Source organism: Salegentibacter lacus (assembly GCF_020164555.1).
GTDB classification, from domain to species: Bacteria; Bacteroidota; Bacteroidia; order Flavobacteriales; family Flavobacteriaceae; genus Salegentibacter; species Salegentibacter lacus.
The window spans coordinates 201,204-218,054 of the sequence record NZ_JAIQZB010000003.1 but is presented as its reverse complement, the minus strand read 5'-3'; the positions used below and the strand labels follow the sequence as shown (position 1 = coordinate 218,054).

Annotated in this window: 17 protein-coding genes; 7 read left to right on the top strand and 10 right to left on the bottom strand. The window is 36.2% G+C overall.

Annotated features, from left to right (window positions below; genetic code table 11):
• Nucleotides 1–23: 23 nt before the first annotated feature.
• Nucleotides 24–1,835: an SLC13 family permease gene (locus tag LB465_RS03730; protein WP_224467147.1), complete on the top strand. Its 1,812-nt coding sequence runs from the start codon at nucleotides 24–26 to the stop codon at nucleotides 1,833–1,835.
• A 119-nt stretch (nucleotides 1,836–1,954) separates the two neighbouring features.
• A complete protein-coding gene (locus tag LB465_RS03725; RefSeq protein WP_224467145.1) occupies nucleotides 1,955–3,214 on the top strand; it encodes a glycosyltransferase in 1,260 nt (419 codons plus the stop codon).
• 55 nt (nucleotides 3,215–3,269) lie between these two features.
• Here the strand turns inward: LB465_RS03725 and LB465_RS03720 are convergent, their stop codons facing one another.
• Complete coding sequence (locus LB465_RS03720; protein WP_224467143.1) at nucleotides 3,270–4,607, bottom strand: aspartate kinase; 1,338 nt, start codon at nucleotides 4,605–4,607, stop codon at nucleotides 3,270–3,272.
• A gap of 165 nt (nucleotides 4,608–4,772) precedes the next feature.
• Here LB465_RS03720 and LB465_RS03715 point away from each other — a divergent pair, with 165 nt between their 5' ends.
• Nucleotides 4,773–5,417, top strand: a complete 645-nt coding sequence (locus LB465_RS03715) for a hypothetical protein (protein ID WP_224467140.1) — start codon at nucleotides 4,773–4,775, stop codon at nucleotides 5,415–5,417.
• 146 nt (nucleotides 5,418–5,563) lie between these two features.
• Here LB465_RS03715 and LB465_RS03710 read toward each other — a convergent pair whose 3' ends face one another.
• Nucleotides 5,564–5,710 carry a hypothetical protein gene (locus LB465_RS03710; RefSeq protein ID WP_224467138.1) on the bottom strand — a complete coding sequence of 49 codons (147 nt, stop codon included), beginning with the start codon at nucleotides 5,708–5,710 and terminating at the stop codon, nucleotides 5,564–5,566.
• A gap of 63 nt (nucleotides 5,711–5,773) precedes the next feature.
• Nucleotides 5,774–6,652, bottom strand: coding sequence for an NHL repeat-containing protein (locus LB465_RS03705; protein WP_224467136.1), 879 nt, complete (start codon nucleotides 6,650–6,652; stop codon nucleotides 5,774–5,776).
• Between the two features lie 151 nt (nucleotides 6,653–6,803).
• On the opposite strand from LB465_RS03705, the gene LB465_RS18355 reads away from it, so the two are divergent.
• Nucleotides 6,804–6,935 (top strand): hypothetical protein, encoded by a 132-nt coding sequence (locus LB465_RS18355; protein WP_262902884.1) that lies wholly within the window; start codon nucleotides 6,804–6,806, stop codon nucleotides 6,933–6,935.
• Here the strand turns inward: LB465_RS18355 and LB465_RS03700 are convergent, their stop codons facing one another.
• Genes LB465_RS03700 through LB465_RS03690 form a run of 3 tightly spaced genes read right to left on the bottom strand, consistent with a single transcriptional unit; the run spans nucleotide 6,936 to nucleotide 9,949 of the window.
• Nucleotides 6,936–8,006 carry a transporter substrate-binding domain-containing protein gene (locus LB465_RS03700; protein WP_224467134.1) on the bottom strand — a complete coding sequence of 357 codons (1,071 nt, stop codon included), beginning with the start codon at nucleotides 8,004–8,006 and terminating at the stop codon, nucleotides 6,936–6,938.
• A complete protein-coding gene (locus LB465_RS03695; protein ID WP_224467132.1) occupies nucleotides 8,003–8,458 on the bottom strand; it encodes a 3D domain-containing protein in 456 nt (151 codons plus the stop codon). The genes LB465_RS03700 and LB465_RS03695 overlap by 4 nt, the downstream gene beginning before the upstream one ends.
• Before the next feature lie 24 nt (nucleotides 8,459–8,482).
• Nucleotides 8,483–9,949 (bottom strand): Gfo/Idh/MocA family protein, encoded by a 1,467-nt coding sequence (locus tag LB465_RS03690; protein WP_224467130.1) that lies wholly within the window; start codon nucleotides 9,947–9,949, stop codon nucleotides 8,483–8,485.
• A 286-nt stretch (nucleotides 9,950–10,235) separates the two neighbouring features.
• On the opposite strand from LB465_RS03690, the gene LB465_RS03685 reads away from it, so the two are divergent.
• Nucleotides 10,236–10,667 carry an FKBP-type peptidyl-prolyl cis-trans isomerase gene (locus LB465_RS03685; RefSeq protein ID WP_224467128.1) on the top strand — a complete coding sequence of 144 codons (432 nt, stop codon included), beginning with the start codon at nucleotides 10,236–10,238 and terminating at the stop codon, nucleotides 10,665–10,667.
• A 155-nt stretch (nucleotides 10,668–10,822) separates the two neighbouring features.
• Nucleotides 10,823–11,236: an OsmC family protein gene (locus LB465_RS03680; RefSeq protein ID WP_237690488.1), complete on the top strand. Its 414-nt coding sequence runs from the start codon at nucleotides 10,823–10,825 to the stop codon at nucleotides 11,234–11,236.
• A 75-nt stretch (nucleotides 11,237–11,311) separates the two neighbouring features.
• On the opposite strand, the gene LB465_RS03675 is transcribed toward LB465_RS03680, so the two are convergent.
• Genes LB465_RS03675 through LB465_RS03665 form a run of 3 tightly spaced genes read right to left on the bottom strand, consistent with a single transcriptional unit; the run spans nucleotide 11,312 to nucleotide 14,667 of the window.
• The gene (locus tag LB465_RS03675) at nucleotides 11,312–11,995 is read right to left on the bottom strand and encodes an N-formylglutamate amidohydrolase (RefSeq protein WP_224467125.1); all 684 of its coding nucleotides are present in this window, start codon (nucleotides 11,993–11,995) and stop codon (nucleotides 11,312–11,314) included.
• Nucleotides 11,992–13,212, bottom strand: a complete 1,221-nt coding sequence (locus tag LB465_RS03670; RefSeq protein WP_224467123.1) for a carboxylate-amine ligase — start codon at nucleotides 13,210–13,212, stop codon at nucleotides 11,992–11,994. Before LB465_RS03670 ends, LB465_RS03675 begins: the two co-directional genes overlap by 4 nt.
• 3 nt (nucleotides 13,213–13,215) lie before the next feature.
• Nucleotides 13,216–14,667, bottom strand: coding sequence for a RimK family protein (locus LB465_RS03665; RefSeq protein WP_224467120.1), 1,452 nt, complete (start codon nucleotides 14,665–14,667; stop codon nucleotides 13,216–13,218).
• 139 nt (nucleotides 14,668–14,806) lie between these two features.
• Between LB465_RS03665 and LB465_RS03660 the strand changes: the two genes are divergently transcribed.
• Nucleotides 14,807–16,096, top strand: coding sequence for a dipeptidase (locus LB465_RS03660; RefSeq protein ID WP_224467118.1), 1,290 nt, complete (start codon nucleotides 14,807–14,809; stop codon nucleotides 16,094–16,096).
• 80 nt (nucleotides 16,097–16,176) lie between these two features.
• On the opposite strand, the gene LB465_RS03655 is transcribed toward LB465_RS03660, so the two are convergent.
• Nucleotides 16,177–16,725, bottom strand: a complete 549-nt coding sequence (locus LB465_RS03655) for a type 1 glutamine amidotransferase domain-containing protein (protein WP_224467116.1) — start codon at nucleotides 16,723–16,725, stop codon at nucleotides 16,177–16,179.
• Nucleotides 16,726–16,851 lie beyond the last annotated feature (126 nt).

Genomic DNA, 16,851 nt, shown 5'->3' with positions numbered 1-16,851 from the left:
TTTTTATTTTATAAATTTAAGTAATGAGTCTGGAAATAGCTATACTGTTTTTTATCATTATCGTGGTAATTATCCTTTTTGCACTGGAAATTTTCCCGGTAGATAAAATCGCCTTTTTTATTCTCGCCGCCTTATTATTATCCAATATCGTTAGTCCGGAAGAAGCTATTTCCGGGTTTTCAAGTCCGGCTACTATAACGGTTCTTGCCTTAATGATCATCGCAATTGGCCTGGAAACCAATGGGGTGATAGACTGGCTGGCCAGCGGACTCAAAAGTTTACGGATGCTTCCAATTTTTCTTATGGTGCCGGCCTTTATGTTAATTGCAGGGAGCATTTCAGCATTTATTAATACTACGGCGGTTGTAATCGTTTTTATAAAGATCATTACAGAGTTATCGGCTAAATACGATATCCCTAATTCAAAATTGCTTTTACCTGTTTCTTTCGCGGGAATTATTGGAGGAAGTTGTACACTTATGGGCACTTCTACCAACCTTATTGTAAACGCGGTTGCTATCGACAGAGGTGTTGAACGATTTAGTTTTTTTGAATTTACCTGGTATGGATTGATTTTTTTAATTATCACCATAATTATAGTCAGTGCTTTGGTAAAACTTCTCCCCACCACTAAAAAGACTAAATTAAGCGAAGATTATAACCTTGATGAATATATTACCAAGGTTATTATTACCGCAGATTCTAAGGTAATTGGGAAAAGTATTGGTGAAACTTTTTTGCATGATAATGACGATATTGAAGTTTTAAGACTTAAGCGGAATGGAATTATTAACGACAGGCCAGGGAAATTCACCAGCCTTAAGGAAGACGATCAGCTTTTACTGCGCTGTAATCTTGAAAACCTTATAAAACTAAAAGATGCTGAAGGTTTTACCGTAATTAAAGACGAAGACAATAAAAAGCTTGCTGACCCTATCACTGATTCTGATGAACTCGAAGAAAATGTACAGGTGGTAGAACTTTTAATGCTTCCCAATTCACCTTTAATTGGAAAAAATATCAAAACCGTGGGTTGGTATGATCTTCACGGGGCTGTACCGCTGGCAATAAGAAAAAGAAGAAATTTTAGAAACCCCAGGAGACGAATTTTTAATCGTGGTAAAGATGAAATTGAATTAAGGGTTGGAGACCGTCTACTGGTGGAGGTTAGCGAAAGTGCCCTGGATGAACTTCAAAAGATTGAAAATGTTACCATTTTACAACAACACAAGAATATTGAAGTTACCACTAAAACTAAAAAATATCTTTCGTTGGCTATTCTTTTAATAGTTATTGGACTCTCTGCTTTCTCTATTTTTCCAATTTTAAAAAGTGCGCTTATTGGCTGTTTTTTAATGATTTTCACCAAGTGTATAGATCTTGGTAAAATTTATTCCCAGGTGAACTGGCAAATTATTTTCCTGCTCGCAGGAATGATACCTTTAGGAGTGGCAATGACTAACACCGGCGCCGATAATTGGATATCTGAACAATTACTGCTAATCTTCGAAAATCAAACAGATATTATTGTAATTGGAATTTTGTTTCTTGTCACAATGGTTTTAAGCGGATTTATCTCCAATAATGCCACAGCAATAATCATTACACCTATTGCTATAAGTATTGCTGCAAGTATGCAAATGGATCCAAAACCCTTTATTTTATCAGTTTTATTTGCTTCTAATTTTAGTTTTTTCACTCCCGTTGGTTATCAAACCAATACCATAATTTACGGGATGGGAATTTATCGCTTCAGGCACTTTTTTATTATTGGTGGTATCGTTTCCCTGGTACTTTGGGTAACGGCATCGCTCCTACTTTCAGCCAGTTTTTAATTAGGAATCTGCTTTAATTTCAGGTATTTTTGGAAAAAACTTTATACCGCTTTTAATCGAGATTAGATGGCGCAGATCTAAGTTCAAATTAGAATATTAATTTTTCCTGTAAATTTTTCATGAGCTTACCTAAAAGTAGTTTACTTGTAATTGGTTGTGTTTGGCCCGAACCCAATTCTTCTGCCGCCGGTAGCAGAATGCTGCAATTACTCCAGTTTTTTCTTGCTGAAAATTATGAAATCACTTTCGTATCCTCCGCGGCTCGTAGCGAGTATGCTGTAGATTTAGAAAAGATGAATATCACTTCTGAAGTGATAAGAATGAATCATCCTTCTTTTGATGAAATGCTGAAAAGAATTCAACCAGATGTAGTGCTTTTTGATCGTTTTATGACCGAAGAGCAATTTGGCTGGAGAGTTGATGAAATCTGCCCTGAAGCCATAAAAATCTTAGATACTGAAGATCTTCATTTTTTAAGAAGAACCCGCACTGAAGCTTTTAAAAAGAATATTCCCGCGGAAAGCCTGTATTTTGATGGCGATATCACAAAAAGGGAAATCGCGAGTATATATCGCTGTGACCTTAGTCTTATCATTTCTGAAGTTGAAATGAAATTGCTTCAAAATGAGTTTAGCATACCTAAAGATCTTTTACATTATCTGCCCTTTCTGCTGGAACCTATTACTGAAGAAAAACAGCTTGGCCGACCAGAATTTAATCAAAGACAAAATTTTATAAGCATTGGTAATTTTCTGCACGAACCAAACTGGAACGCGGTTTTATATTTAAAAGAAGAAATCTGGCCAGTAATTAGGCAGGAACTCCCTGAAGCAAAACTGGAAATTTATGGAGCTTATCCTTCGCAGAAAGTCTGGAATCTGCACAACGAAAAAGAAGGTTTTATCGTAAAAGGTCGTGCCGAAAATGCCGAAACCGTCGTGAAAAATGCCAAAGTTTGTCTTGCTCCAATTCAATTTGGAGCAGGTTTAAAAGGAAAGCTTATTCAGGCAATGCAATGCGGTACGCCTTCTGTCACTACAAATATTGGAGCCGAGGGAATTGCCAGCGACCTTAACTGGAATGGGTTTATCACTAACGATTCTCAAGAATTTGCCCAAAAAGCCGTGCAACTATATTCCGAAGAAAAACTTTGGAAAACATCTGTTAAAAATGGTTTTAAGATTATTAATTTAAGGTTTGATAAAGCAGTATTTCAGAAAAGATTTTCAGAAAAATTGTTTGATCTAATTCAAAATTTAAATTTCTACAGGAAGCAGAATTTTGTTGGGAAAATGCTGCAACATCATCAGCATAGAAGTACTTATTTTATGGCCAGATTTATTGAAGAAAAGGAAAAAAATAAAAAAACCGCCGGTTAGCCTACCGGCGGTTTTCACTACACAAAAAGAACAGTTGCCTGTTCACAAACAGAAATCAAACAAATTGAGGTACTTTTCGGTCCTCAAACAATTTATGATTTAAACCCTGTAGGGTTTGTATTTTGTTTTTAGTATCTACCAGTAAAGAAATATTGTTGTCGCTTCCGCCATAAGAAATCATTCTCACAGGAATATCATTTAAAAGTTCAAAAAGTCGGCTAGTGCTTTTATCTTCAATAAGTCCCTCACCCACAATGCAAATAATACTGTGATCTTTCTCCACTGTAATCTCGCCGTAAGCGTTTAATTCTTCCAGGATTAGATCTAAATTCCTATCATCGTCAATGGTTAAGGAAATAGCAATTTCTGAAGTGGTAATCATATCAATTGCAGTTTCGTATTTGTCAAAAACCTCAAAGATCTTTTTTAGGAAACCGTGAGCCATTAACATCCGGTTAGATTTAATTTTAATAGCAGTAATCCCGTCTTTAGCCGAAATCGCTTTAAGTCCACGAGAATGAATCTCTGATGATATTTTAGTTCCGGGAAGTTCGGGAGTAAAGGTGTTTTTTAGAAATAAAGGAATTTGTCTTTTTATAACCGGAGAAATAGTTTGCGGATGCAGAATCTTTGCTCCAAAATAAGCCAGCTCGGCAGCTTCCTCGAAACTTAACTCGGCAATAGCGTGCGTATTTTCAACATATCTTGGATCGTTATTATGAAATCCGTCAATATCTGTCCAGATTTGTACTTCTTCTGCCTGAACCGCTGCGGCCAGAATGGTAGCGCTGTAATCACTTCCACCACGCTTTAAAGTACTAATGGAATTCTGGGCATCAATTCTAACAAAACCCTGGGTAATATAGATATCTGTAGGTTCGAGGTTTTCTATACTTTGCTGAAATAGCTTTCCTACTAAATCTGTATCAGGATTTTCCAGGTTTGAAACCTGCATAAAATCTTTAGCATCCAGGAAGTTATTCTGAATTCCCGAATTGGTAAGAAACGTAGAGAAAATATAGGTAAGCATAGTCTCGCCGGTTGTCACCACTTCCGAATACACTCTTTCAGAATATTTATTGCGGCTAATTTCATGTAAACCTTGAAGCACATTATTCACAAAAGCTTTGGCATAAGAATTCAATCCAGGTTTGTCTATAAGTTCATCTATCGTAGATTCGTGCTTTTGTTTTAACTCAGCAATAATTGTATTGATGGCTGAATAATTTTCGACCTTAATATTTTCGGTGATTTCAACCAGTTTATTGGTCACTCCCGCCATTGCTGAAAGAACCAGAACTTTCTTCCCCCTCCTTGCAGATAAAATGTTTTTTACATTTCTAATGCTCTCTACAGATCCTACAGATGTGCCACCAAACTTTAATACTTTCATTGCTAATTATTTACTCAAAGTAAGATTTATATTATTAAATACTTTATTGATTTTTCCGATTTCATCTAATGAAATAATAAGATGCATAATTAGAATTAAAGCCGTCTGCACCAAAAAATATCTCTCAATTTATATACATTTGCACAAAATGTACAATATTTAACAATGAAGACGATAACTACCTGTGTTCACGATATTATAAGACACCAACCATTTCTCGATGATGCGATAGCTCGTGATATTGTAAATTTTAGCGGACTTGCAGAAGATATTCAGCCCCAGGTGGAAAAAGAAATGAGAAAACCGGTAAAGCAGGGTTCTATTATTATGGCTTTAAGGCGCTACGCTCCCCGCCGCACTAAAATAAATATGCGGCATTTACGCGAGCTTGGTGATATTGTGGTGCGATCTGGAATTACCGAATATACCTTCTTGAACTCCAATACCATAATTGCCAATAAAGCGAAGTTGTTGGACGCGGTAAAAGATCAAACCGGGGTTTACCTGAATTATTCCAGTAATTACCAGGAAAGTAATATTTTGGTTTCCTCCAGTCTTACTAATCTTGTTGAAGATTGCTTTAGAAACGAAAGACGGGTATCTATAAAAGAAGAACTTTCTTCTATAACCATAGCCCTGCCTAAAAATAGTTCGCAGTTTGTAGGCCTATATTTCTATCTTTTTAAACTCCTTGCTTACGAAGGAATTCCGATTTTTGAAATGATCTCTACCTCAAACTATTTTGCACTCTTTTTAGAAAAAGAATATGTGAATCAGGCGTTTCTGTTAATTAATGAGATTAAGAAGTAGGTGATTTTTTTCTTCACATAAATGGTCTATCCACATCAATCTATCTCAAAACCTCAGGCTGGAAATATCTTTCGTTATAAACAACTTAGATTCTGAAATAAATTAGAATGACGTTAAAGTAATTACAAGAAATCAATCTTGAATTATTACCAAAACTCAAAATAAAAACCGGAAATTACCACGGCTGCAATGAGAATAAGTATAATGGTAATAATAAAACCTATCCCAAAATTAGTTTTCTTATTATCCTTTAAAATATAATCTTTCTCTTCTTCGTCTTTCTTAAGTTCCATTTGGTTAGTTTTTTTTTCAAAAATAGTATTTAAAAATTTTAAGAATAATAAGGTAGTCTTAACTTATTGAAGTTGGTACCACCAAACGGCGTTTTGAAAATTCATAGGTAAAACCAACTGATTTTTTTTTGCGTCAAAAAAGATATCTCCCGAGCTTTTTTCTGAAGTTAAAACTTCTTTAAGTTCCCCATCTTTTTTGGCGAGATAAATTTTTCCGGTAGCCCAATCAGAAATGTAAAAAGCATCATCACCTACAGGTTGTACTCCATCCAAATTGCCTATTCCTTCCTTAGATATTTTTTCAATCTCGCGAGTATCCATATCTACTTTCAAAAAGTTTCCGTCGGTATTTTCTCCCCAGGCGGCGGCGTAAAGATGGTCTTTTTGCGCATAGAGACCATTTACATATTCTAATCTGGTACTGTTCAAATATTCAATAATCTCACCTTTTTTATTTTTAGGGACCATCATATTGGCGGAGTCTCCGGGCATCAAATAAATAGCGCTTTTCCCTGAATCTGAAATAAAAATATTTCCAACCGCGTCTACTGTTATATCGTTTAGAGATTTAGCCCCTTCAACTTCAATTCGCTTCGTTATTTTAGAATCTTCAATACTAATCTCAATAAGTTCGGTATTATTGGTTACATAAACCTTATCCTCTACAATAAGTAATCCCTTTGGATCTTTTAAACCATCTATCCACTTTAATTCAATAATTTCACCTTCGGCAGAAACCCTGGAAATAAATCCGTCTCCTTCCACCCTGTCGGCCATATTCGAGACGTAATATTCATTTTTATCTTCATTAAAAACTACAGATTCCGGATGGCTAAATCCTTCTACCTTTTTTATTAAAGTAGCCGAAGTACTTTGCGCATAAATACCGCTGCTCAATATTAAGCTTAAAAAAACGAGTTTGAATGTATGTATTTTCATCATAGTCTATTTTTAATTTTTATAAAGATACAAAATCGAATGTTTTATTGTTTTAAGGCTTTGTGCTTAATTGCTGCTAAATATTTGCTAATTCTAAATTTTAAAATTTGTTTTCATCTAAATTAGTCCTGACTTAACCTATTAATATTTAATTATGAAAAGTATCATCAGGGCTATTCTCGCCGGCTGGGGCGCCAAAAAACTAGGTGGCGGCTGCGGATGTTTTGGAATTATTGTGGTATTTATAATTCTGTGGATAATCCTGGGTTATTTAGGCCTTGGATAATTATTCGTATTCAGCCATAATAGAGTTCCACTCCATAGTTTTCATTACACCTATAAGCACTGGATCAATCTTTTGTAATAACGCTGAATTCTTCGGAAAGCTATACCCGTAATAATCTTTTTTAAGGGTTTTGGGAAGAACTTCTATTTCATCTTCCAGGCCTCTTCTCTTGATCTCATAGCGTAAAATAGGCTCATCGTAAACAAAAAGTTTAGTTTCTTCGTTTTTCAATAAGGCTATGCCTTCTTTTTCATCCATCACTTCATTATGTTCTATATTATAGAGGTTTAATAATTCCTGCGCACTACTGCTTTCTACACTGGTTACCTCAAATTTAGACAAATCCTGTACCGAATTTATTTCATCGTTCATAGTTTGAACGGTAAGCGATGATGCGATACCGGCTGTTAAACTGGAAATAATGATAATAGCCATAAACATCCAGATAAGCGCGATTACCCGTCCTCCTGTAGTTCTAGGAGATTTATCTCCATAACCAACCGTCGTCATAGTTACAGCACTCCACCAAAAACCCTGAAGGATTCCCCGCGATCCGTTTCCAAACTCTTCGGCATTCTTTTTACGTTCAAAAATCCATACCAGGAAGCCGAAAATAAAAATTACAGCGAGTAAAATAAGTATTGCTGAAATAAAATTCCAGCTAAATAAGTTTGCTAAATAACTAAAAATCTGAGATTCACTTCTTTTAGCCACACCGGTATGCGAAATAAAATAAGGTTGCGAAAAATCCATTCGTTGCATTCGATTATTAGTCACCGTAACCGGATTAATACTAAAATCTACTTCGCTGTTTTCTATTGCATTTAAAAGTTCTGATAGTGAACCATATTCTTTAAACTCATAATCGAAATCCATTTCTTCATTGATCAATTCCCAGGAATCGATACTTAAGCCGGAGTACTCACCATTTTCTTCCATCACAAATGGTGGGGTTGGTGTCACACCAATCACCAATGTTTTTGAAAGATTCACACTATCAGTTGCCTGCTGGGCTTGAAAGCTTAAACTTGAAATTAAAAGGATAGATAGTAGAAAGTATTTCTTAATCATTCAGAATTATTTTTTGAATTATTATTTTTTGAAATTGAATCGAGAGGAACTTCAAAATAGATATTTAATTTTTTGCGACCAAAATTTCTGGCTTTTTGGACATCCTCATCCATATAGATATCTATTTTGTTTTTCCAGCGATAATGCATTTTATCTTTTACCAGGAAAACGCTATCAAAACCTTCAATTTTGACACGGGTATTATGGTCCAGACCTCTTTTTATCAAATCCCTGGAAACTGCAATTGCATTTAACCCAGGTTTTAAAGTATCTCCCCAGGCCGTTATATTAGCACCCCCGGCTCCCGTTTGCCAGCTAAGAGAATTATATGCTGAAGCCGTAACTTCTAAAGTATCCCATACCATTTTGGACTCAGGCTCTTTATTATTGAAATTACAGGCTAAAAAGCTGAAGTAAAATACTACTAGACAAACTACTACAACGACTTTCATAACTATAATTTCTGAATTATTATTCTAGCTCAACTTCCAGCCATCGCGGTATTCTCTTCGCACAAACTGATTGGCTTCCTCAAAATTGGTAACCCGCATATTTTCTGAATCCCAGAGCATTTTTATATCACGCCCGGGATAATTGAAATAAGTATCACCATTATCGCGTCTTTGCTCATTTCTTACATCATAACCTCTAATAGCTAAATTAGCGATCAACAAAGTTTCAGTAAGCGGTCCAGCAATTTCGAATGGAGAACTTAATTCTTTTTTTCCGTAACCCGCAATCGCGCCTTCAACCCATTGGGCGTAATGGCCTTCTTCCCCACCGGGAACCCTATCGTATTTTTGAGCAACATTTACTTCATCTGTTTTGGAAGTTGGCAGTAATCTTGGATTTCGGCCATAAGTACCACACATCATTTTTCCTTTATCTCCAATAAATAAAACGCCGTTGCCACCATCGCCAAAAGTTTCATTTGGCCCAAGTTCTTCCGGTCTTTTTGGTTTAATGCCACCGTCCATCCAATGTAGCGTTACATCTTCACTGGTTTTATCGGTTTTCGGGAAAGTCATCACTGCGTGGCTTGATGGCGGACAGCTTTCAGGGAAATATCCTCTTTTAAATTCATCTACATAAACACTTCCCACGCTACACTGAACATCTTTAGGATGGCCCAGGCCTAAAACACGATATGGTGCTTCAATTAAATGGCAGCCCATATCGCCAAGTGCCCCGGTACCATAATCCCACCAGCCACGCCAGTTAAAAGGAACCAGGCCTTCTATATAGTTTTTATAAGGAGCGGTATTCAACCATAAATCCCAGTCTAAACCTTCAGGAACGGCGGTTGTTTTGCCTTTTGGCCAGGGAATTCCCTGTGGCCAAACGGGCCGATCTGTCCACACATATACGGTATGCACTTTTCCTATAAGATCGGCGTCGTACCATTCACGCATTTTTCTAACACCATCACCAGAAGCCCCTTGATTTCCCATTTGGGTAACGACCTGATATTTTTTTGCAGCTTCAGTTAATTGTCTTGCTTCATAAATATCGTGAGTTAAGGGCTTTTGAACATACACCGGTTTCCCCAGTTCCATAGCCGCTAAAGCTTGAACTGCGTGACCGTGATCTGGCGTAGAAACAGAGACTGCATCTATATTTTTAGCTTCTTTCTCTAACATTTCCCGATAATCTGTATAGAACTTGGCCTTAGGAAAGCGAGCAATAGATGCTGCAGCCCTTTTTTTATCCACATCGCATAAAAAACCAATATCAGCCTTACCAGATTGATAAAAACTGTTGATATCGCTTTCACCCTTTCCTCCTACTCCAATTCCCGCAACTACTAATTTATCACTTGGCGCTAAAAAACCGGGGCCTCCCATAACATGCCTGGGAATAATACTAATTCCGGCAGTAGCCAAAGCGGTGGTTTTCAAAAAACTTCTCCTTGAATTGGATTTAGGGGTATGGTCTTTTTTCATTTTGTATAGGTTTTAATTGTAAGTGGTTGAGATAAATCAATATTTTCTAAAACTTAAGTTAATAAATGTATTTACTTATTACGGAAATTCCAATTTAAATTTTAAGCTCCTGTCTTTCAAAGCGCAGCATTTCAAAATAAATTTCTATTCAAAATGTTAAGATTTTTAAAAGATTCCGGGATTAAGGGCGCCATAATTTGGAAGCGCATATTATAACTGTACCTTTGCACTCTTTAACGGGCATATTGTTAAATAAAGCCCATTATAATTTTTGAAAAACAACATTATGAGTCAAGTAAAAGCAAATGACACGGTAAAGGTACATTACACAGGTAAACTAGCTGACGGGCAGGTTTTTGACAGCTCTGTAGAAAGAGGTGAGCCTATAGAATTTACTATGGGACAAGGACAGCTTATCCCTGGTTTTGAGAAAGGCCTTATCGATATGAAAGTGAGCGAGAAGAAAACCATAAATATTCCTAAAGAAGAAGCTTACGGAGAGCCAAGAGAAGAGCTTGTGCAAGAAGTACAAAAGAGCCAACTTCCGGAAGAAATTAAACCAGAAGTAGGAATGGGACTTGTTTCTAAAAGCCCTGACGGACAGGAAATGAACCTTGTGGTTAAAGATGTAAAAGATGAAACTATTGTGGTAGATGGAAATCACCCATTAGCAGGAAAAGATCTTGTATTTGATCTTGAAGTAGTAGAGATCAAATAAGTAGTTCTTATAAATTATATAGAAGAGCTCGAAGCCTAATGGTTTCGGGCTTTTTTGTTTGATGATTTCAAAGGAAGGGGTTAATGTTTTGATAATAATTTGAGGTTGGGTGTAATGATCTTTATCTTAGAAAGAAATCAACAAAAAGTATTATTATGAAAAGAAATGGAACCGCAGTTTGGAAAGGGAATCTTAAAGAAGGTAAAGGCACAGTAAGCACCGAAAGTGGTGTATTAAAAGAATCGCAATATTCTTTTAAAACCAGGTTTGAAGATGGAATTGGCACCAACCCCGAAGAACTAATAGGTGCGGCTCATGCCGGCTGTTTTACGATGCAACTCTCGGCTAATTTAACCGAGGAAGGTTTTGAACCGGATGAACTGGAAACCAAATCTGAAATTACTTTTGAAGATGGCGCTGTAAAAAAATCCCATTTGATTTTAAAAGCGAAAGTGAAAGGAATTGATAAAGCTAAATTTGATAAAATAGCCAAAGATGCTAAAGAAAATTGCCCAATTTCTAAGTTGCTAAATACAGAAATCACTTTAGAATCTGAATTGATTCAATAAGTTTTTGAGAATATTTTATTCTGAAAAAATCAAGCCACGAATTCACGAATATAAATTAGTGAATTAGTGGCTTTCTTATTTTACTAAAACTTTTAAAGCTGAAAATACTTCTCTCTTAACCGCTGAATCCATTTGATTATTCATTACAAATTTTTGATTCACTTCCAGTTCAATTCCCATATAATTTTCAGGAAATTTTTTACGTAAATACGTAGTGAATCCATCAGCCTTTCCCAGGTAAGGATAATTGAACCTGACTTTTAGATCTGGATTTTGACTGTTGAGAATTCGCTTGAAATTCTTACTGAATTCCTTTTCACCCGATCTCGCAGGATCATAAAGTAATCCGATATCGGTATTTCTTACTATTCCGTTTAATTCCGGGGTAAAAGTATGTACCGAAAAATGCAACACCTTCTCCCCTTTTTCTATTATGCTTGAAATTTGCTTTTCTACCGAATCCCGATAGGGAAAATAGTATTCGTTTAAAAGTTTGGTTTTAGAGGTTTTAGAAAGCTTTTTAGTGAATTCAGAAAATAAATTAGAATGCCATTTAGATCTATTTACTTCTACTAACAAACGCCCCGTTTCGTGAAAAAATGAAAAATCGGATAATTTCTTTAGCTCATTAAACAGATCTAAGGCACCGGGATCGTAGGCACGGTGTGATTCCAGAGTTTCCCTGGCATTAGTAAATAAATTGTGATATTCCTGCGGAATAGTATTAAAAGCGTGTTCGCAGGTTAATACCAGTTTCACGGCTTAAAGAATTTATTCTCTTCAAGACAATCGGCTAACTTAAAATAGGTTTTTTGAATATTTTCATTTGAAAAATCATTACCTACGGCTTTTAAAATACGGGTTGAAAGACTTCCGTTATTCAGTAGAAACTTTATGCTTTCCTGGTGTTTTTCTGCAATATTTCTTTTCACTTTTGAAAATAAAATCCGCCAAATTTCTTTGATTTCAATGGTTTGTGAAAGTCCGAAAATTTTGAGGTACTCTTTATTATTGATCTTTGTATTTTCAGCATCCTTAATTACGGCATCAAAAATTTCAAAAAGCTCGTTTTCGTGCCATTTTTTCTGCTTACCAATAGAAATCAATTCTTCGCTAACCAACAATTTTAAGCATTCAATTATTAAAATAGCGATTGCCATATCTGCCTTTGGACATTCCTGAACATCTATTACACGAATTTCAATGGCATTTCGGTCAAACCTAGCGATAGCTCCCCTAGAGTTTAAAAAATGGTGATCCAAAATATTTTCGGTATCGTGTGGCTTAATCTTTTTATTAATCGGTTCAAAAATCGTTTTGTAATAATCGTCTTTAGAGAAAACCTGTTCAGGAATAACTTTACCCGTCATCTCTGGAATTTCCTTTTGGTTGGTTTTATACACCTGCATTCTGGCATCTTTAAAACCGGTATTTTTCCCTTCAAAAATGGGTGAACTGGCGCTTAAGGCCGGAATTATAGGTAAAAGCAAACGTACTGCGGCGTGCAGTTTATCAAACTCATTATCATCAAAAAACGGAAGGTTAATATGCATACTCTGCACATTGCTCCAGCCGTGGCCGCTACAGTCAAAAATACGGTTGTAAAGTGCGTAAATTTTACTGGAACTGTGTTTCCATAACTGAGTTTCAGTTGCAGGAATCATCAAAGGGTGGGCAGCCGAAGGTAAAAGTAGCGTGTTCTTTTCCTTCAATAATTGGTTTATTTCTTTAACATTTTCGGCAAAAAGAAGGTCCAGATGTTCCACATCTCCGGTTGGACCATTGGTTTTAAGTTCCACTACGTGCGCAACTAACTCATTACTCCATTCAATTTCCCCATTTTCAATATCTGAGGTGATATCTCCATTTTTACTGATAAAAAGCTGGTCTACAATTGGATTTACCTTAAAACTGGATGCATCAACAAGCATATATTCCAATTCAATTCCAAAAACTTCAAAAAGATGATACTTCATAAACTATTTCTTTACTAGGCGGTTTTTTAGAGCGGTTATAATTTCCACATAAACCTGTTCGCCATAATAGGCGTCTTCAACTCCAAAATCTATGTTTGGATTATCGTTAATTTCAATTACAAGGGCTTTTCCTCCTACTTCCTTTATATCTATTCCATAAAGACCAGTTCCCATTAATTTAGCCGATTTTAAAGCAGCTTCAAGTATTTTCTTCGGAACTTTTTCTATAGGTAGGCAATCGGCATTTCCATCCTGATCGTCTTTTGCCTTGGCATCCCAATTATAGATCTGCCAGTGGCCTTTGGCCATATAATAACGGCAGGCATAAAAAGGTTTATTATCCAAAATTCCTATTCTCCAATCATATTCTGAAGGCGAAAATTCCTGCGCAATTACTAATTCCGATTTCTTGAGCATCATCGTGACTAATTCCTGGTATTCAGCGGGCGTAGTCGCTTTCTTTACTCCAAAGGAAAACGTAGAATCTGGAGATTTTAAAACTACCGGAAGCCCGGTAATTTCTAGCACCTTATCTATATTTTCTTTATGAATTATCACAGTTTTTGGCGTTGGAATATTAGCGTTTTCCAAAGCTTCAGCCATATAAACTTTATTACAACATTTAAGGATCGCATCAGGGTAATCTATAATCGCAATCCCTTCTTGCTGGGCTTTTCGGGCAAAAGCATAAGCCTCATTATTTACTTCGGTACTCTGCCGAATAAACAAGGCATCAAAAGCAGATAATCGCGAAAGATCTTTAGGAGAAACTATTTCTACGTAGAAATCCATTTTTTCAGCTATTTCCACAAATTTCTTTAATGCTTTGGCATTACTTGGCGATGCGGGATCATCGGGTTGTACTAAAATTGCAAGATCGTATTCCGCAGTATTGGTGCGAGGTGTATCGTAACGTTTTTTTGCAAAATACTGTGCCGCAAATTCATACATACTTTCTAAGTGATCTTCGGGAATTTCTGCCTCAGAAATCGCTTTAATGCTTTTAATGTTCCACCTGGTTGTATAATTAAATTTTACCCGCAAAAACGGTATTTGAAAGTGCCTATGAAACATAGCGCTCAACTCCTTATATTTTTGGGCTACATTTTGCCCAAAATAAATACTAAGGGTGAATTCCTGCGATTTTATACTTTTTAAGCTGGTTTGCATTAAATCGTCAAACTCTTCTGAAACTATTTTTACCAGTTTCGGTTCGTGTAAATCCACAATATTTTTAACGGTAGGAATTGCTAAATGCCCGCGGGCTTCGGCTAAAAGCGACACGTAGTAACCTTTAGATTGATAAGAATAATCTTTGGAAAGGTTGAAAATCCTTGCATTTTTGATCCTGGCAAAGTCGGGATTTGTGAGATAAGCCTGGGCAGAAATTATCTCTACATTATCCAGTATTAGTTTCCACTTTTCAGGGTGGTTTACAATTATATATTTATTCATTGAGCAGTTGAAAATTCTATCAAATGTAGGAGAAAATTAAATACGCTTTTAATGATTTTTACCAAAATAAGACATTCAATTTATTTCTTTAATATTTATTAGTAATTTGAGGGCTTCAATAAAATGAAATACAATATATATGAAATTAAATCTTCTTAGCCTTGCGCTAATTTTTACGGGAAATCTGGTACTTGCCCAGCAAAGCAGTGATGAAGCTTTACTTGAAAAAGCCAAAGAAATTCACGAAAATGTTATTACTATAGACACCCACGCCGATATCAATATAAATAATTTTACTGAAGACAGGAATTATACCATGGACCTGGAAAACCAGGTAACCCTTCCTAAAATGGAAGCCGGCGGACTTGATGTGGCCTGGTTTATAGTTTATACCGGCCAGGATGAACTTACAGATGAAGGTTTTAAAAATGGCTATGAAAATGCAATGAGCAAATTTGATGCTATTCATAAATTGGTAAAAGATTTCGCACCAGACCAAATAGGATTAGCTACAAACTCTGAAGAAGTAAGAAAGTTGACTTCTGAAGGAATGAAAGTAGCCATGATAGGTGTTGAAAATGGATATTCTATAGGAAAAGATATTGAGAACGTAGAGAAATTCTACGACCTGGGCGCAAGGTATATGTCGCTTTCCCACCAGGGCCACAGTCAGTTGAGCGATTCTAATACCGGTGAGGAAAACGATGAATGGCTCCATAACGGCCTTAGCGATTTGGGAAAAGAAGTTATCGCAGAAATGAACCGTCTGGGAATGATGATAGATGTTTCGCATCCTTCTAAAGAAGCAATAAAACAAATGTTTGAGCTTTCTAAAGCACCGCTTATCGCTTCCCACTCCTCTGCTCGCGAACTTTGCAATCGTAGTAGAAATTTAGATGATGAACTTTTATTGCTTTTTAAAGAACACGGCGGGGTTGTACAAACTGTTGCATTTAGCGCTTATGTAAACACAGAGAAAACCCAGGCTTTTAACGAAGCTAGTTCTAAAGTTTATGAGAAAAAGGCCGAAGAAATGAGTTTTGAGATTTTACCCCGCGATTCTGTAAGGGCTTTAAGCAATGAAGATAGAAACGCTTATTACGCCGATTTTCAAAAAGTACGAGCTGAGGCTGCACCTGAAGTTGAATTATTGAAAGAAGAAATCGTACCCGTTGGAGTTTCAGATTTTGTAGATCATATAGATTATATGGTAAAGCTAATAGGAATTGAGCACGTAGGGATTAGTTCAGACTTTGATGGCGGTGGCGGAATTGACGGCTGGCAGGATGCTTCAGAAACCTTAAATATCACCAAAGAGTTAGTAAAACGAGGCTATACCGAGGAAGAAATTGCTAAACTTTGGGGTGAAAATTTACTCAGAGTGATGGACGAGGTTGATGCCGTAGCAGCAGAGCTTCAGAAAGCATAAATTCTGAAATATACACTAAAAAAAGCCTGTCTGGGAAATTCCAGACAGGCTTTTTTAATTCTAATATTTCGGTTTAAGTACTATGCATGTTGTAAATCGTGCTTACCTTCTTTGATTTCCTCAATCATCTTAGCATTAAATGCCGGAAGATCATCAGGATTTCTAGAAGTTACGAAAGCTTCATCTACAACTACTTCTTTATCTACCCAAAGTGCTCCTGCGTTTTCCAGGTCTTTTTTGATAGAGCTAAAAGAAGTCATTGTACGGCCTTCTACAACTTCTGCATCAATTAGCGTCCATGCTGCGTGGCAAATAGCGCCTACAGGCTTACTTTGCTTAAAGAAGTCACGCACAAAAACTAAAACTTCGTCATTTCTTCTTAATTGATCTGGGTTAATCACTCCACCGGGAAGTACTAAAGCATTATATTCTTTAGCGCTTACCTCATTTATGCTGCGATCAACATCTATTTCTCCAGACCAGTCAGTACCTTCCCAGCCTTTAATTTTTCCTTTTTCAAGGCTTACTATATCTACTTTAAAACCTTCGTTTTCTAAAGCCTCTTTTGGGGAAAATAATTCACTCTTTTCAAATCCGTTTGTAGCTAAAATTGCTATTCTCTTTTCCATAATTTCATCTTCATTTTTGGTTCACTCAAAGATAAAATATGTATATCCAATAGTGTGCTAAGGGCATTATAAAAGGAACCCCGCTTAAAGTTAAACTTTATTAATTCTCTTAAAACTATTTAAAAA

Coding starts and splice junctions, on each gene's coding strand:
- LB465_RS03730 (WP_224467147.1), top strand. CDS start 24: ATGAGTCTGGAAATAGCTATACTGTTTTTTATCATTATCGTGGTAATT.
- LB465_RS03725 (WP_224467145.1), top strand. CDS start 1,955: ATGAGCTTACCTAAAAGTAGTTTACTTGTAATTGGTTGTGTTTGGCCC.
- LB465_RS03720 (WP_224467143.1), bottom strand. CDS start 4,607: ATGAAAGTATTAAAGTTTGGTGGCACATCTGTAGGATCTGTAGAGAGC.
- LB465_RS03715 (WP_224467140.1), top strand. CDS start 4,773: ATGAAGACGATAACTACCTGTGTTCACGATATTATAAGACACCAACCA.
- LB465_RS03710 (WP_224467138.1), bottom strand. CDS start 5,710: ATGGAACTTAAGAAAGACGAAGAAGAGAAAGATTATATTTTAAAGGAT.
- LB465_RS03705 (WP_224467136.1), bottom strand. CDS start 6,652: ATGATGAAAATACATACATTCAAACTCGTTTTTTTAAGCTTAATATTG.
- LB465_RS18355 (WP_262902884.1), top strand. CDS start 6,804: ATGAAAAGTATCATCAGGGCTATTCTCGCCGGCTGGGGCGCCAAAAAA.
- LB465_RS03700 (WP_224467134.1), bottom strand. CDS start 8,006: ATGATTAAGAAATACTTTCTACTATCTATCCTTTTAATTTCAAGTTTA.
- LB465_RS03695 (WP_224467132.1), bottom strand. CDS start 8,458: ATGAAAGTCGTTGTAGTAGTTTGTCTAGTAGTATTTTACTTCAGCTTT.
- LB465_RS03690 (WP_224467130.1), bottom strand. CDS start 9,949: ATGAAAAAAGACCATACCCCTAAATCCAATTCAAGGAGAAGTTTTTTG.
- LB465_RS03685 (WP_224467128.1), top strand. CDS start 10,236: ATGAGTCAAGTAAAAGCAAATGACACGGTAAAGGTACATTACACAGGT.
- LB465_RS03680 (WP_237690488.1), top strand. CDS start 10,823: ATGAAAAGAAATGGAACCGCAGTTTGGAAAGGGAATCTTAAAGAAGGT.
- LB465_RS03670 (WP_224467123.1), bottom strand. CDS start 13,212: ATGAAGTATCATCTTTTTGAAGTTTTTGGAATTGAATTGGAATATATG.
- LB465_RS03665 (WP_224467120.1), bottom strand. CDS start 14,667: ATGAATAAATATATAATTGTAAACCACCCTGAAAAGTGGAAACTAATA.
- LB465_RS03660 (WP_224467118.1), top strand. CDS start 14,807: ATGAAATTAAATCTTCTTAGCCTTGCGCTAATTTTTACGGGAAATCTG.
- LB465_RS03655 (WP_224467116.1), bottom strand. CDS start 16,725: ATGGAAAAGAGAATAGCAATTTTAGCTACAAACGGATTTGAAAAGAGT.